The following is a 15167-nucleotide window of genomic DNA, read 5'->3' as shown; positions in this document are numbered from 1 at the left end:
GGGTGCTCAGTACGTCGCCAGCAGGTCCCGGAGGACGCGACTGCCAAAGGATAGTGCGTCGAGGGGCACTCGCTCGTCGACGCCGTGGAACATGGCCGGGAAGTCCATGCCCTCGTCGAGACGGAGTGGAGCGAAGCCGTAGCCCGCGATGCCGAGGAGGCTCAGGGCCTTGTTGTCGGTCCCTCCCGAGAGCAGATAGGGCAGGACGGGGGCTCCGGGATCGTGCCGGTGGAGCGTCGCCTCGATCGCCTCGACGAGGGGTCCGGCGAAGGGCGTCTCGAGACCGATGTCGGTGTGCATCGTCACGATCTCGATGTCGTCGCCGATGAGTGCGCGCACCTCGTCGAGGACGGTCTCCTCGTGACCGGGCATGCAGCGGATGTCGACCAGCGCCTCCGCGGTGTCGGGGACGACGTTGTGCTTGTAGCCGGCCGTCAGCATCGTCGGGTTCGTCGTCGTGCGGAGGGACCCGCGGATGAACCCGCGCGCCGTCCCGGTCCGCAGCACGAGCTCGTCGGGCGACGTCTGCTCGACGTCGACGTCGAGGATCGAGGCGACCTGCCGCAGGAGCGCCGCCGTGGTGTCGGTGAGCGTGATGGGCCACTGCCGGCGCCCGAGGGCGGCCACGGCCTCGGCGAGCCGGGTCACCGCGTTGGCCTCGATCATCTGCGAGCCGTGGCCCGCCGTGCCGCGCGCGATCAGCTTGATCCAGATCAGCGCCTTCTCGCCGGTCTGCAGGAGGTAGGACCGACGGCCGTCGATGAAGGTCGAGTAGCCGCCGACCTCGCTGATGGCCTCGGTCGCGCCGTCGAAGAGCTCGGGGTGCTCGCGCACGAGGTAGTGCGAGCCGAGCACTCCCCCGGCCTCCTCGTCGGCCAGGAAGCCGACGACGAGATCGCGGGCCGGTCGATCGCCCGCCCGCAGGATGTCGCCGATCGACGACAGCATCATGGCGTCCATGTTCTTCATGTCGACCGCGCCCCGGCCCCAGAGCATGCCGTCGCGGACGACGCCTGCGAAGGGGTCGACGGACCAGTTGGCGGGATCGGCCGGCACGACGTCGAGATGACCGTGGACGACGAGACCCGGCTTGGCGCGGTCCCGGCCCTCGATGCGGGCCACGACGCTCACCCGGCCCGGCTCGGATTCGAACAGCCGGGGCTCGACCCCGAGCGCGCGCAGCTTGTCGGCGACGTACTCGGCGGCCTCCGCCTCGCCGTTCGATCGACCGCCGCCGTAGTTCGACGTGTCGAACCGGATGAGGTCGCGAGCGATCGTCGCCGTCTCGTCGAGGTCGGGACCGGCGGCGTCGCCGTCGAGGGGCTGCGCGGGTGTCGTCGTCATGTCGACCACGCTACCCGGCGGGTCGACGACGACCGTGGTCGAGAGGGCCCGTCGACTCGTGCTAATGTTTCGTGGTCGGCTTCGGCAGGCACCATCCAGTCCGGGTGGCGGAAATGGCAGACGCGCTAGCTTGAGGTGCTAGTGCCCGTATAGGGCGTGGGGGTTCAAGTCCCCCCTCGGACACCGAACGGATCTCGCGAGAGACCGGTTCACACGATCTGTGTTGAGACAGACGAAAGACCCGATCACCCTTGGTGATCGGGTCTTTCTGGTTCTCGGGGTCGGAGGACCGATGCCCCCGCGGCGTATCGTGCCGATGACGTCACGACGAAGGGACTCCCCATGGAATACGCACGACTCGGCACCAGCGGCCTGACGGTCTCGGCCGTCACTCTCGGCTGCATGAGCTACGGGGTACCCGACCGCGGTGCGCACGAATGGACCCTCGACGAGGAGGCCAGCCGCCCCTTCATCGCCCGGGCGCTCGAGCTCGGCGTGACGACCTTCGACACGGCGGACGTCTACTCCGACGGCACCAGCGAGGAGATCGTGGGACGCGCTCTCCGCGACTTCGCCGTGCGAGAGGAGATCGTGCTCGCCACGAAGGTCCATGGGCGGATGCGGCCCGGGCCCAACGGCGCCGGTCTCAGTCGCGGGCACATCATGAGCGCCGTCGACGACAGCCTCCGGCGGCTCGGCACCGACTACATCGACCTCTACCAGATCCATCGCTTCGACCCGGAGGTGCCGGTCGAGGAGACCATGGAGGCGCTGCACGACCTCGTCCGCGCGGGCAAGGTCCGGTATCTCGGCGCGTCGAGCATGTGGGCCTGGCAGTTCGCGGTCATGCAGCACGCCGCCGACCTCGGCGGTTGGACCCGCTTCGTCTCCATGCAGGATCAGTACAGCCTCGTGCAGCGAGAGGAGGAACGCGAGATGCATCCCTTCTGCGTCGATCAGGGGGTCGGCGTCCTCCCGTGGTCGCCCCTCGCGCGGGGACGCCTGACACGCGATTGGGACGCCAGCACCGCGCGCAGCGAGACGGACCGCTTCGGCCAGACCCTCTACCGGCAGCAGGAGGACGGCGATCGCCGTGTGGCGGCCGCAGTCGCCGAGGTGGCGGAGGCGCGGGGCGTGTCGCGTGCGCAGGTCGCGCTCGCCTGGGTCCGCCAGCAGGACGCCGTCACCTCGCCCATCGTGGGCGCCACCAAGCAGCAGCATCTCGACGACGCCGTCGCCTCCGTCGACCTCTGGCTGTCGGATGACGAGCTCGATCTGCTCGAATCCCCCTACGTCACCCGCGAGAGCGAGGGCTTCTGACCCGGAGGGGCCCCGGCGGGCCTACTGTGAGCCGCACACGCGACGCTCTCGCCGCGCGACCGATCCGACGGAGGCCACCATGGGCAACGACCACCACGAGAACATCGAGCACGACGAGTCGACCGAGAAGACCGGCGGCCCGGGTCACGAGACCGTGACCCACTCGGAGACGACCACCTCGGAGACCGACGGCTCGTACGTCGACAGCGACATCCCCGAGGACGGTGCCGGGCGCAAGGGCTCGGACTCCGACGAGGCCGACGGCGAGTTCACCGACTCGGACATCCCCGGCGACCGCTGAGGCTCGCCCACCGCCGACCACCACACCGCCATCGTGCGCGTCGGACCCCCGGGCATCTCGCACGGTACGGTCGACGCGGGAGGAAACATCTATGACAACGCGCATCGTAATTCTCGGCGGCGGTTCCGCCGGGCTGACCACCGCTCTCGAGCTCCAGAAACGCCGACCCCCGCAGAACGCGAGCATCACGCTCGTGGATCAGGCTCCGTACTTCACGTACCAGCCGTTCCTGCCCGAGGTCGCCGGCGGTCACATCGCACCCCGCGACGTCACCGTGCCGCTCCGAAAGGCGCTCCGCAGGACCAAGGTCGTCGAGGCGTCCGTCTCGGGTCACGACCGAGAGGCCAAGACGGTCTCCGTGACGACCGGCGACGGCGTCACCAGCACCATCCCCTACGACCAGCTGGTCGTCGCGCTCGGCGCCGTCACACGCACGTTCCCGACCCCCGGGCTCGCCGAGAACGGCGTCGGTTTCAAGAGCGTCGAGGAGGCCCAGTACGTCCGCGACCGCATCCTCGGCAACATCGCCGAGGCGGCGTCCGTGAGCGACCCGGCCACGCGGCGCAAGCTCCTCACCGTCGTGTTCGTCGGCGGCGGCTACACGGGCGTCGAGGCCATGGCCGAGCTCGACGACGCGGCCAAGGCGGCCGTCGACTCGTTCCCGAACCTCTCTCGCGACGAGCTCCGGTTCGTGCTCGTCGAGGCGCTCGACCGCGTCGCCCCCGAGGTCGGGCCCGAGCTCTCGAAGTGGACCCTCGGCCACCTGCGCTCGCGCGGCATCGACATCCGACTGAAGACCACGATGCCCTCGTGCATCGACGGCGACGTCGTCCTCAGCGACGGCGAGACCATCCCGGCGGGCACGATCGTCTGGACCGCCGGCGTCAAGCCCAACCCGGTCCTGGCCGACCTCGGTCTGCCGCTCGGTCCGCGCGGGCACGTCAACGTGTCCGCCACCCTGCAGGTGCAGAGCGACGAGGGCGAGGTGCTCGAGGGCGTCTGGTCGCTCGGCGACGGCGCCCAGGTGCCGAACCTGCTCAGCGAGCAGCAGCCCGCCTACTACCCGCCGAACGCGCAGAACGCCGTCCGGCAGGCCGTCACCGTGGCCGACAACATCATCGCGCAGCTCTCGGGTCAGCCGATCGCGGAGTACCGCCACGAATCCGTCGGGACGGTCGCCAGCTTCGGCATCGGCAAGGGCGCGGCGAACATCAAGAACGTGCAGATGAAGAACGTCCCGGCCTGGCTGGCGCACCGCGGCTACCACCTGTACGCGATGCCCACGCTGAACCGCAAGTGGCGCATCCTCACCGGGTGGATCACCAACTTCGTCGGCGGACGCGACCAGACGCCGCTCGTCGGCATGGCCGACCCCCGCGCCGGGTTCCTCGAGGTCACCCCGTCGATCTCGGCGGACGACGCGGCCGGCAAGAAGAAGTAACGGACCGATCCGTCGATCAGGAGGCGCGTCCCGGGGAACCGGGGCGCGCCTCCTTCGCATCGTGGTCGGCGGGCAGGGCCCGCGGCAGTCGCAGCGACACGACGGCGCTGAGCACCAGGAGGGCCCCCGCAGAGCCGAACGCGACCGCGTACGACGTGGTGTCCACCAGCAGACCCGCGATCAGCGGACCGGCGATCGCGCCCACGTCGGAGCACATCGAGAACACGGCCACGGGGCGACCGCCGCGACCGCCCGCCGCGTCGCCGACCAGCGCGGCGGGAGCCGTGCCCATGAAGGCCGTGGCCACGCCGTAGACGGCCAGCAGCGCACCGAGCATCACGACGTCGGTCGAGAACGCCACGGCGGCGAGCGTGACTCCGGCGACGAGGAACGCGACGATCATCGCCGGTCGGCGCCCCACCGTGTCGACCAGGCGGGCGGCGGGAGCGAGGGCGACGGTCTGGGCGACCGCGGCCACCGCGAAGACGACGCCCGTCCAGGCCGTCGTCCCCTTGAGCACCTCGACGACCAGGACGGGGACGAGCGCGCTGCGCACCCCGAGGGACGACCAGCCCTGCGCGAAGCTCGCCACGCACGCCGCCCGGAAGCGGATGTCGCGGATCACGACCGCGAAGGCGACGGGGGGTTCGCCCGGTGCCGTCGTGCTGCGGCCTCGCGGCGATCGCAGCAGCACGACGCCCACCACGCCGGCGATCACGAGGGTGGCCGCGTAGAAGAAGAAGGGCGCCGTGAGGGAGATCGTGGCCAGGACCCCGCCGAGGGCCGGACCGGCCATGCCGCCGACCAGGAAGCCGCCCTGATAGAAGCCGATGGCCCGTGCGCGATGCGACGGCGCCGTCGTGGCGAGGAGGAGGGTCATCGCCGCGATGCTGAACATGGCCGACCCGATGCCGCCGAGACCACGGAGCAGCAGCAGCTGCGGGTACGTCTCGGCGAGCCCCGCCAGGCCGCTCGAGATGGCGACGATGCCGATGCCGACCGCGAGGACGAGTCGCTCGCCGACCCGGTCGAGCAGCTTGCCGACGAAGGGGCTCGCCACGAGGCGCATGAGGGCGAAGGCCGACAGCACGGCGCCGACCAGGGTGTTGTCGACCCCGAAGCTCCGGGCGTAGACCGGGAGGACGGGCACGACGACGCCGAATCCGACCATGACGAAGAACGCGATGACGCCGAGGACGACCACGTCGCGTCCGAGTCGGACGCGGGGCGCCTCGTGGGGGACGTCGGGCGCCGGTGTGGACATCCCCTCAGGGTACGTCGTCGCCTCGGGTCAGGCGGACGGCCCCGCGAGCGAGAAGCCGCTGAGCAGACCCGAGAAGCCCTTCTCGGGAGGTGCGGCGTACTCGCCCCGTGCGCCGCTGCTCAGACCGAGGCGAGCGAGGGACTCGGCGAAGGCGGCACCCGCCCGGACGCCGTCGACGACGGGGACCCCGAGCTCGACGGTGAGCTCGTGGCAGAGGTCGGCCATCCCCGCGCAGCCGAGGACGATCGCCTCGGCCCCCGAGTCGAGGACCAGGCGGCATTCGTCGGCGACCGCCCGCCGGGCCGAGGACGCCGGGTCGTCGAGTGCCAGCACCGGGATCTCGCAGGCCCGGATCACCGTGCAGGCGGACCCGAACCCGTACCGGTCGACGAGTTCGCGCGCGCGACCCGTGGTGCGTCCCAACGTCGTCACGACGCCGAACCGACGGGCCACGAAGGCGGCCGCATGGAACGCCGCCTCCGCGATGCCCACCACCGGAACCGTCGCCAGCTCCCGCGCGGCGTCGAGTCCGGGATCGCCGAAGCAGGCGATCACGAACGCGTCGACCCCCTCGCGCTCCCCGACGGAGATCTGCTCGAGGAGACCGGGGACGGCCAGCGCCTCCTCGTAGTGGCTCTCGATGGAGGCGGGGCCCATCGTCGGATGGGCGGCGCTCACCCGAGACGACGGCGACACGGCGTCCCTCGCCGCGGTGCCGATCGATCGGGTCATGGCGACGCTGGTGTTGGGGTTGATGACACGGATGTGCACGGCGGTGTCTCCTAGGCGGGGGTGGGGGCGGTGCCGTCGTCGACGGACTCGTCGGCGGGGTCGAGCGACGGCATGCGGGGCCAGCGTCGTTCGAGGGCGCGGAAGATGAGGAGGCCGAGACCGCAGCCGACGAACCAGCTGTAGTCGCTGACCCAGACGACCGAGGGGCCGCCGAGGTCGACGACGAGCGCCGGCACGACGGCGACGGCCACGGATGCGGTTCCCGAGGCGACCAGGGCTCGGACGGCGTTCGGGTTGACGCCGCGCCGGTACCAGTAGCGCCCGGCTGGGCCCATCGTGAAGAGGTCGTCGACTGCGATCCGCTGGTGACCGACGAGGTAGTACCCCGCGATGAGGATGCCGAACAGCGGACCGATGAGGGCGCCGAGCACACCCAGCGAGTACTGGATGGCCTGGGCGTCCCCGTACCAGTTCCAGGGGGTGAGGGCGACGCTGCCCACGGCGGCGATCATCCCTCCGGCGCGCCAGCTGATGCGGCGCGGGCTCACGTTCGTGAAGTCGAAGGCCGGCGAGATGAAGTTCGCGACGATGTTGATGCCGACCGTGGCCGTGACGAACGTCAGCCCGCCGAGGAGGATCGCGAAGGGTGTGCCGATGGCGTCGACGGTCTCGATGGGGTCGGTGATGAGCCTCCCGAAGACCGGCACCGTCGCGGATGCGCAGATCACCGTGAGCAGCGAGAAGAAGAGGAAGTTGACGGGCAGTCCCAGGAGGTTGCCCTTCTTCACGGCCTGGAAGCTGCGACCGTATCGGGCGAAGTCGCCGAAGTTCAGCATCGGTCCCGAGAAGTAGCTCACCACGATGGCCACGGCCGAGAGCATGACGGGGATCGACGCCCCGAGGTCCAGCGGGGGCCCGGCCGACAGGGTGAGGCTCACGCCGCCCCAGCCCGCCTGCGAGACGAGATAGACGGCCAGGGCGATCATCACGATGTAGACGGCCGGGCCGGCGAAGTCGATGAAACGGCGGATGGACTCCATCCCCCGCCAGAACAGCGCCGCCTGTGCCACCCACAGGATCCCGTAGCTGATCCAGCCGAGGGCGTCGAGGCCGAGGAAGGACGGCTCGAGCAGGGCCGCGCTGCCCGGGAGGAACTTCAGGAACATGATCGTGAGGGCCTGCGAGGCGAGGTAGGTCTGGACGCCGTACCAGGCCGTGGCGATCAGGCCCCGGATGATCGCCGGGATGTTGGCTCCTCGGACGCCGAAGACCGCCCGGTTGACCACGGGGTACGGAACACCCGTGCGCTGACTCGGCTTCGCGACCATGTTCGTGAAGACGTTGACGATCACGATGCCGCCGACGAGGGCCACCAGGACCTGCCAGCTGGCGATGCCGAGGGCGAAGAGGCTGCCCGCCGTCACGTACCCGCCGACCGAGTGCACGTCGGACATCCAGAACGCGAAGATGTTGTAGCTGCGCCAGGTCTGGCGGGTCAGAGGCGCGAGGTCGTCGTTGGTCAGGTCCGGGTGGTACCCGGCTCCCCCGGCAGCGTGGCCGGACGGCGTCCGGTCGAGCGGGGAGGTGCCGGGCGCCTCCGCCGGGGCGGTCGGAGCGGTGTTCGATTCCACGAGTTCCTCCTGATCGACGAGGTAGCGTGAGGGGGTGGTGATCCTCGTCCTGGTGTGAATCTATGGCTTCACGACCTGTCGTCGGTTTCCGCGAGGTAACAAGCGTGTGACAGCCATCGCTTCACACCCGACAGATCGGCTGCCCGTGCCCGGAACACCCTCGTCGCGACCGGACGACTCCGCGATCGACCTCGACGCGATCGCCCTCGGGGCACGTCTCCGCGAGCTCCGCCTCGCCCGAGGGCTCTCGCTGAGATCCCTCGCCACCCGACTCGACATCTCGCCCAGCGCCGTGTCGCAGCTCGAGCGAGGGGCCCGGCGACCGTCCGTGAGCCGACTCCTCACCATCGTGCAGGTCCTGGAGGTCCCGCTGGCAGACGTCTTCGCGACCGGGGCGTCGGCGGCACCGGGTGGCACCGTCGCCGCGCCTCCTCGGAGCGTCGTCGTGCAGCGGGCCGACGAGAGCCGACCCGTCGTCCTGGGCGGCGGTGTCGTCTTCCGTCGTCTCTCGCCCGGTCATCTGCGCGGCGTCGACTTCTTCGAGTCGACCTATCCGCCGGGCGCCTCGGCGACCGGCGTGAACGACCTCGTCACCCACGAGGGCTACGAGGTGGGGACGGTGGTCTCCGGCGAGCTGACGATCGAGTTCCCCGACGAGCGGATCGTCGTCCGGGCCGGCGACTCCGTGACGTTCCCGTGCGATCTCCCCCACCGCCTGGGCAACCGGGGCGACATCGACGCCGTGGCCACGTGGCTCATCGTCCACCCCGGCGCGTAGATCGGGTGGGCGCGCGAGTGTGACGCCGTGTTTCGGCATCCGGCGACGCGCTCGGGACGGCGACCCAGAATGAGGTCATGACTCGACGAATCCGGTTCAACGCCTTCGACATGAACTGCGTGGGGCACCAGTCCCCCGGACTGTGGCGCCACCCCGACGACCGGTCGGCCGACTACACGAAGCTGAGCTACTGGACCTCCCTCGCGCGCCTCCTCGAGAAGGGCGTCTTCGACGGGCTCTTCATCGCCGACGTGCTCGGCACCTACGACGTCTACGGCGGGAACCACGACGCCGCCCTGCGGAACGGCACCCAGACCCCCGTCGGCGACCCGATCCTGCTGGTCTCGGCGATGGCGGCCGCCACCGAGCACCTCGGGTTCGGCATCACGGCGGGCACCGCCTACGAGCACCCGTACCCCTTCGCGCGACGCATGTCGACCCTCGACCACCTGACGGAGGGACGGGTGGGCTGGAACGTCGTGACCGGGTACCTCCCGAGCGCCGCCCGCAACATGGGCGCCGACGACCAGCTCGACCATGACACGCGCTACGACCAGGCGGACGAGTACCTCGAGGTGCTCTACAAGCTGTGGGAGGGGTCGTGGGAGGACGACGCGGTGGTCCGGGATCGGGAGACCGGCGTGTTCACCGACCCGTTGAAGGTGCACTCGATCGGGCACGACGGCACCTACTACAAGGTGCCGGGGATCCACATCGCCGAGCCCAGCCCCCAGCGCACCCCGGTCATCTACCAGGCCGGGGCCTCGCCCCGAGGCATCCGCTTCGCCGCCGGGAACGCCGAGTCGATCTTCGTGGCGGCCCCCACCAAGGAGCGCCTCGCGTCCACCGTGACGAAGCTGCGCGACGCCCTGGAGGAGGCGGGGCGCGATCGCTACTCGGCGCGCATCTACACGCTCCTGACCGTCATCACGGACGCGACCCCCGAGGCCGCGGCGGCCAAGCACGAGGAGTACCAGCGGTACGCGTCGCACGAAGGCGCGTTGACGCTCATGTCGGGCTGGATGGGCGTCGATCTCTCGACCTACTCGCTCGACGATCCGGTCGGAGACGTCGAGAGCAACGCGATCCAGTCGGCGCTCGCCAACTTCCAGGCCCAGGAGGGCGACACCGGCAGGGAGTGGACGATCAGGGACATCGCCGAGGCGGCCGGCATCGGGGGTCTCGGTCCGCGCATCGTGGGTTCGGGCGAGCAGATCGCCGATCAGCTGCAGGAGTGGGTGGACGAGACCGACGTCGACGGGTTCAACCTGGCCTACGCCATCACCCCCGGGACCTTCGAGGACATCGTCGAGCACGTGATCCCGGTGCTGCAGGCCCGCGGCGTCTACCCCACGGAGTACGAGCCCGGCACCCTGCGGCAGAAGCTCTTCGGTCGCGGCGATCGTCTCCCCGACGAGCACCACGGCGCGCGGTACAAGGTCGCTGCGGAGCCGACCGACGGCTGACCCCGCGGCCTCTCCGTGACGCCCGGCGCGCATCCCGGTTAGGGTTGACGTGCTGTGCAGCCCGTCCGGGCCGTGGGGTGAGGGTCGGATCGGCCCGGCTGACGAGGGGCGGGCGGCGATGGTGTTCGAGTACGTGGCGGCGAGGTGGGACCAGATCTGGTTCGCCTCCTGGCAGCACTTCAGCCTCGTGGTCCAATGCGTGGTGCTGGCAGTCGTCCTCGCCGTCGTCATCGCCGTGCTGGTCCACCGGACCCCCTGGCTGAGCGCCGTCGCGAACGGCGTGTCCGCCGTCGGTCTGACGCTCCCGTCGTTCGCCCTGGTGGGCCTCCTCATCCCGTTCCTCGGCTTCGGCGTGCCTCCGGCGGTCGCCATCGTCACGTTCTTCGCGACCCTGCCCATCCTCCGGAACGCGGTCGTCGGGTTGAACGAGGTCGACGCCTCGCTGCTCGAATCCGCGCGCGGCGCGGGCATGGGCTCGATGCGGACCCTGCTCACGGTCCAGCTGCCGCTCGCCTGGCCGATCATCCTGACCGGTGTCCGCGTCAGCGCTCAGATGGTCATGGGCATCGCGGCCGTCGCGGCGTACAGCCTGGGGCCCGGGCTCGGCGGCTTCATCTTCTCGGGTCTGTCCCGAACCGGCGGCGCCAACGCGCTCGCCTCCGTCGTCACCGGTGTCGTCGGCGTCGTCGTCCTCGCCGCCGTGCTCGATCTCCTGCTCGTCGGCCTCGGCCGCCTGACCATCTCGCGAGGTATCCGTGTCCAGAACTGACTCCCCCGCCGTCTCGTCGACCGGAGAGGTCTCGGGCAAGGCGATCCGCCTCGAGCAGGTCACCAAGCGGTACCCCGGCCAGACGAGGCCGGCCGTCGACGGGATCACGTTGGAGATCCCCGCCGGCAAGATCGTCATGCTCGTCGGCCCGTCCGGTTGCGGCAAGACGACCACGTTGAAGATGATCAACCGCCTCATCGAGCCCACCGAGGGGCGGATCGTGCTCGGGGACGACGACGTGACGGACATCGACGGTGATGATCTGCGCCGTCGGATCGGCTACGTCATCCAGGCCGGCGGGCTGTTCCCGCACATGACCGTCGCGACGAACATCGGCATCGTTCCGAAGATGCTCGGCTGGTCGAAGGAGCGCATCGCCGCCCGCGTCGACGAACTGCTCGAGCTGGTGTCGCTCGACCCGGAGACCTATCGCGATCGATTCCCCCGCGAGCTCTCGGGTGGGCAGCAGCAGCGCGTCGGCGTCGCCCGGGCCCTGGCCGCGGATCCGCCGGTGCTGCTCATGGACGAGCCGTTCGGGGCCGTCGACCCGATCACGCGGCAGCGTCTTCAGGACGAGCTCATCAACATCCAGCACGAGCTGCAGAAGACCATCGTCATCGTGACGCACGACTTCGACGAGGCGGTCAAGCTGGGCGACTGGATCGTCGTGTTCTCGGAGGGGGCGCACATCGTGCAGTACGACACCCCCGAGCGGATCCTCGCCGAGCCGGCGAACGAGTTCGTCGAGAACTTCATCGGCTCCGGCGCCGGGCTCAAGCAGCTGACGCTGTCCCGGGTCGGCGACGTCGATCTCGAGGAGGCGGTCGTCGCGTCCCCGGGCGAGTCCGGTGCTGAGGTGCTCGCCCGGGCGAAGGCCGCCGGGCACAACCACGTCGTCGTCGTCGACGAGCGCAACCGGCCCATCGCCTGGCCGTCGACGCGCCGGCTCTCGCGCGTCGACACCGTCGCCGCGACCGTCGACGCCGACCTCCCGGTGATCGGCAGCGGGGCGACCCTGAACGACGCGCTCGACACCATGCTCGTCTCGAGCGCGGGGGCCGCGCTCGTGACCGGGCGCCGTGACTCGTTCATCGGCGTCATCACGGTCGAGGTCGTCATGGAGGCGATCACCCGTGCCCGGAAGGCGGCCGCCGTGGCCGCCGAGTACACGCCCGTCGGCACCAACACGGGCCAGCTCGACGTGGTCGACGTCACGGCGCGCGACGCCCGGCCCTCGGGCGGGCCGGGACCGGTCGACGAGCCCGGGTCGACCGGCGCTGAGACCCCGGCCTCGTCCGAGGGGCGATCGTGAGCGCGGCCACCGCAGTCGGCACCGCCGGCGCGGGGTCGAGTCGCGCACACCGTCCGACCTGGCTGGGGCTCGTCCCGCAACCGGTGGCGGTCCTCCTCGGCTTCGGGGCCTTCGCCGTCTGGCTGTCGGCAGCGGACCTCAGCGCCGGCGAACGGACGACGCTCAACCCGGACACCCTGGTGTCGCTGATGAGCGAGCACCTCTCGTTGACCTTCGTCTCGGCGCTGATCGTGCTCGTGATCGCGATCCCCCTCGGGATCCTGCTCACGCGTCGTCCCTTCGTCAAGATCAGCGGGGGCGTGCTCGCCGTCGCGAACTTCGGACAGGCGGCCCCCGCGATCGGCCTCATCGTCCTCCTGGCGTTCTGGCTCGGCTTCGAGTTCCGAGCAGCGGTCGTGGCCCTCGTGCTCTACGCCGTCCTGCCGGTGCTCCGCAACACGATGATCGGTCTGCAGAGCGTCGACTCCCGACTCGTCGAGGCGGGACGAGGGATGGGCATGAGCGCCTTCTCGGTGCTGCTCAGGGTCGAGCTGCCCCTCGCCGTGCCGGTGATGCTGTCGGGCATCCGCACCGCCCTCGTCCTCCTCGTCGGTTCGGCCGCCCTCGCCACGTTCATCGGGGCGGGCGGGCTCGGGCTCCTCATCACGACCGGCGTCAATCTGTTCCTCCCCCGGGTCCTCGTCTCGGGCGCGATCCTCATCGCCCTGCTGGCCCTGCTCATCGACTGGCTGGGGCGACTCGTCGAACACGTCGCCCGGCCGAAGGGACTCTGACCCGTGGTCCATCACGACTCCCGCCCGCGCTCATCGACCTCGCGCATCCACCGTCGGCCGGCCGTCCGCGGCGCTCTCGCGGGCGTGCTCGCCGCAGCGACGGTGGCCGGGCTCGCCGGGTGCGGCCTGCAGCCCGCCACCGCCTTCGTGCCCGCCGTGGCGCCCGGGTCGATCGAGGCGATCGAGGGCCTGCCCGACGACGCGGCGCTCACGGTGACCGCCAAGAACTTCACCGAGCAGCTCGTCCTCGGCAAGATCGCCGTCCTCGCGGCACAGGCCGCGGGCTTCGAGGTGACCGACCTCACGAACGTGCCGGGCAGCGTCGCCGTCCGACAGCTCATGCTCGACGGCGACGCCGACATGACGTACGAGTACACGGGCACGGCCTGGTTGACCTACCTCGGCGAGGCCGCGGGCATCCCCGACCAGCAGGAGCAGTACGAGGCGGTCCGCGACGCGGACACGGCCAACGGCCTGACCTGGCTGGAGCCGGCGCCCCTGAACAACACGTACGCCATGGCCGTCCGATCGGAGGCGGTGGCCGAGCTGGGCGACGTCGCCACGCTCTCGGACATCGCCGCACTCCCCGTCGAGCAGCGCACGTTCTGCGTCGAGGCCGAGTTCAACAGTCGTGCCGACGGCTTCAAGCCCATGCTCGAGAGGTACGGCCTCGAGCTGGGCGCTCCGGACGGGGTGCCGACGAGCAACGTGAGCATCCTCGACACCGGCACCGTCTACGAGGCGACCGATCGCGGCAACTGCAACTTCGGCGAGATCTTCACCACCGACGGTCGCATCGACGCCCTCGACCTCACCGTCCTCGAAGATGACCAGGGGTTCTTCCCCGCCTACAACGCGGCCCCGGTGCTGTCGACCGCGACGCTCGAGACGTACCCCGAACTGGCCGACGTGTTCGACCTGATCTCGCCCGAGCTCACCGACGAGGAGCTCCGTGGTCTCAATCTCAGGGTCGACGTCGAAGGGGAGGAGCCGGCCGACGTGGCCTTCGACTGGATGATCGAGAAGGGGTTCGTCACGCGTCCCTGACGGCCGGTGTCGTGGCACGGTCGTCCGGCGAGAGGGCCATGATCCCTCCCCATCAGAAGGCCGGGCACGGAGAGCGACCCGGGCTGTGGAGCGGCTCCGATCAGCTGCAGGCCCCCGGCAGGCTGAAGCCATGACCTGCCGCCCTCCCTCACCCGCCCATCTGCCCGTCTCGAGCGTTCACGATCTCGCCGATCGGGTGGCCGAGCTGCTGCCCGTGGCCGTCCGCCGTCAGCTGTGGACGCTGTTCTTCGACCGCGATGACGTGCAGCTCCCGATGATGGTCCCCCTCGAGGGGATCCCCGAGCGGCCGTCGCGGTCGGCCGTCCTCGCATGGGGCCGTGCCCTGGAGGCGGTGGTCGCCGAGTTCGAGGTCGCCTGGGTGTCGTTCGTCATCGAACGCCCGGGTGGGGCAGAGCCGAACGATTCGGACAGGGCGTGGTGCGAGTCCCTCAGCACGCTCGACTCGTCGCCGGGGCTCGTCGTCCGCTCCGTGCTGGGCTGCACCGACGTCGGCGTCCGCCCCTGGGTGGTGGCGCCGGCGTTACCGGCGTCCGCGGCGTCCGCGTCGATCGCGGGCGCGTCGTCGAGGGCGGATCAGGGCGGCCTGAGCCGGGACATCGGCGGAGGGGCGAGACGGGAGCGCATTCAGTCCTCGCCGAGGCGTCTCGCCCTCGCCGAGGTGCTGCCGCTGCGGTGACCGTGGTCTCGGTCGAGATGCCGCCACCAGGCGGTCTCGGCCTGCTCCGCCGACGTGAAGACCCCGAGGGGGCGCTGCTCTCTCTCGACGATGGACCACCGCGTCAGTCGGTAACCCCCGCCGAACCGCTCCACGAGCGCCAACGGGGCGGAACCGTCTTCGCGACGGACGACCCAGCGACGTTCTCCGAGCGGATCGAGCATCCCCCGATCGTACGCGGACCCCGGGGCAGGGTCCGGCGCGAGCCCCGGCCCGAGAAGCCGGTCAAGCGGATCCGGGGCGGATCACGGCG

General features: G+C 70.6%; 15 protein-coding genes and 1 tRNA gene. 11 read left to right on the top strand and 5 right to left on the bottom strand.

The features are described 5' to 3' along the window. Positions 1 to 6: 6 nt before the first annotated feature. A complete protein-coding gene (locus ASF17_RS08125) occupies positions 7 to 1344 on the bottom strand; it encodes a M20/M25/M40 family metallo-hydrolase (protein WP_055798510.1) in 1338 nt (445 codons plus the stop codon). Between the two features lie 98 nt (positions 1345 to 1442). Here ASF17_RS08125 and ASF17_RS08120 point away from each other — a divergent pair. From ASF17_RS08120 to ASF17_RS08105, 4 genes are all read left to right on the top strand, one after another. Beyond that, a tRNA-Leu gene (locus tag ASF17_RS08120) sits at positions 1443 to 1527 on the top strand. Positions 1528 to 1686: 159 nt separating this feature from the next. Then, entirely contained in the window at positions 1687 to 2664 is a 978-nt protein-coding gene (locus ASF17_RS08115) for an aldo/keto reductase (RefSeq protein ID WP_055797617.1), read from the top strand. A 79-nt stretch (positions 2665 to 2743) separates the two neighbouring features. Next, positions 2744 to 2965 (top strand): hypothetical protein, encoded by a 222-nt coding sequence (locus ASF17_RS08110; RefSeq protein ID WP_055797616.1) that lies wholly within the window; start codon positions 2744 to 2746, stop codon positions 2963 to 2965. A 91-nt stretch (positions 2966 to 3056) separates the two neighbouring features. After that, entirely contained in the window at positions 3057 to 4406 is a 1350-nt protein-coding gene (locus ASF17_RS08105; RefSeq protein ID WP_055797612.1) for an NAD(P)/FAD-dependent oxidoreductase, read from the top strand. Between the two features lie 16 nt (positions 4407 to 4422). Here ASF17_RS08105 and ASF17_RS08100 read toward each other — a convergent pair whose 3' ends face one another. The 3 genes from ASF17_RS08100 to ASF17_RS08090 are packed head-to-tail and all read right to left on the bottom strand — an operon-like array spanning position 4423 to position 8033. Continuing rightward, entirely contained in the window at positions 4423 to 5670 is a 1248-nt protein-coding gene (locus tag ASF17_RS08100; protein WP_055797609.1) for an MFS transporter, read from the bottom strand. Between the two features lie 27 nt (positions 5671 to 5697). Further along, positions 5698 to 6441 carry an aspartate/glutamate racemase family protein gene (locus ASF17_RS08095; protein ID WP_055797606.1) on the bottom strand — a complete coding sequence of 248 codons (744 nt, stop codon included), beginning with the start codon at positions 6439 to 6441 and terminating at the stop codon, positions 5698 to 5700. 11 nt (positions 6442 to 6452) lie between these two features. Then, positions 6453 to 8033 carry an NCS1 family nucleobase:cation symporter-1 gene (locus tag ASF17_RS08090; RefSeq protein ID WP_235476434.1) on the bottom strand — a complete coding sequence of 527 codons (1581 nt, stop codon included), beginning with the start codon at positions 8031 to 8033 and terminating at the stop codon, positions 6453 to 6455. A 145-nt stretch (positions 8034 to 8178) separates the two neighbouring features. Here ASF17_RS08090 and ASF17_RS08085 point away from each other — a divergent pair, with 145 nt between their 5' ends. The 7 genes from ASF17_RS08085 (at position 8179) to ASF17_RS15530 (ending at position 14875) form a co-directional block, all read left to right on the top strand. Further along, positions 8179 to 8811 carry a helix-turn-helix domain-containing protein gene (locus ASF17_RS08085; RefSeq protein ID WP_055797599.1) on the top strand — a complete coding sequence of 211 codons (633 nt, stop codon included), beginning with the start codon at positions 8179 to 8181 and terminating at the stop codon, positions 8809 to 8811. A 77-nt stretch (positions 8812 to 8888) separates the two neighbouring features. Beyond that, entirely contained in the window at positions 8889 to 10277 is a 1389-nt protein-coding gene (locus ASF17_RS08080; protein ID WP_055797595.1) for an LLM class flavin-dependent oxidoreductase, read from the top strand. Positions 10278 to 10395: 118 nt separating this feature from the next. Further along, positions 10396 to 11046, top strand: a complete 651-nt coding sequence (locus ASF17_RS08075; RefSeq protein WP_442855738.1) for an ABC transporter permease — start codon at positions 10396 to 10398, stop codon at positions 11044 to 11046. Further along, positions 11033 to 12358, top strand: a complete 1326-nt coding sequence (locus ASF17_RS08070) for an ABC transporter ATP-binding protein (protein WP_055797592.1) — start codon at positions 11033 to 11035, stop codon at positions 12356 to 12358. The genes ASF17_RS08075 and ASF17_RS08070 overlap by 14 nt, the downstream gene beginning before the upstream one ends. Next, on the top strand, positions 12355 to 13131 hold the full coding sequence (locus ASF17_RS08065; protein WP_055797588.1) for an ABC transporter permease: 777 nt from the start codon (positions 12355 to 12357) through the stop codon (positions 13129 to 13131). Before ASF17_RS08070 ends, ASF17_RS08065 begins: the two co-directional genes overlap by 4 nt. Before the next feature lie 45 nt (positions 13132 to 13176). Beyond that, a complete protein-coding gene (locus tag ASF17_RS08060; protein WP_055798504.1) occupies positions 13177 to 14178 on the top strand; it encodes a glycine betaine ABC transporter substrate-binding protein in 1002 nt (333 codons plus the stop codon). A 130-nt stretch (positions 14179 to 14308) separates the two neighbouring features. Further along, a complete protein-coding gene (locus ASF17_RS15530; RefSeq protein ID WP_156357343.1) occupies positions 14309 to 14875 on the top strand; it encodes a hypothetical protein in 567 nt (188 codons plus the stop codon). Here the strand turns inward: ASF17_RS15530 and ASF17_RS15525 are convergent. Next, positions 14824 to 15078 (bottom strand): hypothetical protein, encoded by a 255-nt coding sequence (locus tag ASF17_RS15525; RefSeq protein WP_055797583.1) that lies wholly within the window; start codon positions 15076 to 15078, stop codon positions 14824 to 14826. The genes ASF17_RS15530 and ASF17_RS15525 overlap by 52 nt on opposite strands. Positions 15079 to 15167 lie beyond the last annotated feature (89 nt).

Source organism: Frigoribacterium sp. Leaf263, assembly GCF_001422285.1.
Taxonomy (GTDB): domain Bacteria; phylum Actinomycetota; class Actinomycetes; order Actinomycetales; family Microbacteriaceae; genus Frigoribacterium.
Note: the sequence above shows the minus strand (reverse complement) of the source record. Positions and strands in the feature narration are given on the sequence as shown.

What these genes read in the sequence shown, in the direction of transcription:
- ASF17_RS08125 (WP_055798510.1), bottom strand. Translation starts at nt 1,344, where the DNA reads ATGACGACGACACCCGCGCAGCCCCTCGACGGCGACGCCGCCGGTCCC.
- ASF17_RS08115 (WP_055797617.1), top strand. Translation starts at nt 1,687, where the DNA reads ATGGAATACGCACGACTCGGCACCAGCGGCCTGACGGTCTCGGCCGTC.
- ASF17_RS08110 (WP_055797616.1), top strand. Translation starts at nt 2,744, where the DNA reads ATGGGCAACGACCACCACGAGAACATCGAGCACGACGAGTCGACCGAG.
- ASF17_RS08105 (WP_055797612.1), top strand. Translation starts at nt 3,057, where the DNA reads ATGACAACGCGCATCGTAATTCTCGGCGGCGGTTCCGCCGGGCTGACC.
- ASF17_RS08100 (WP_055797609.1), bottom strand. Translation starts at nt 5,670, where the DNA reads ATGTCCACACCGGCGCCCGACGTCCCCCACGAGGCGCCCCGCGTCCGA.
- ASF17_RS08080 (WP_055797595.1), top strand. Translation starts at nt 8,889, where the DNA reads ATGACTCGACGAATCCGGTTCAACGCCTTCGACATGAACTGCGTGGGG.
- ASF17_RS08075 (WP_442855738.1), top strand. Translation starts at nt 10,396, where the DNA reads ATGGTGTTCGAGTACGTGGCGGCGAGGTGGGACCAGATCTGGTTCGCC.
- ASF17_RS15530 (WP_156357343.1), top strand. Translation starts at nt 14,309, where the DNA reads ATGACCTGCCGCCCTCCCTCACCCGCCCATCTGCCCGTCTCGAGCGTT.
- ASF17_RS15525 (WP_055797583.1), bottom strand. Translation starts at nt 15,078, where the DNA reads ATGCTCGATCCGCTCGGAGAACGTCGCTGGGTCGTCCGTCGCGAAGAC.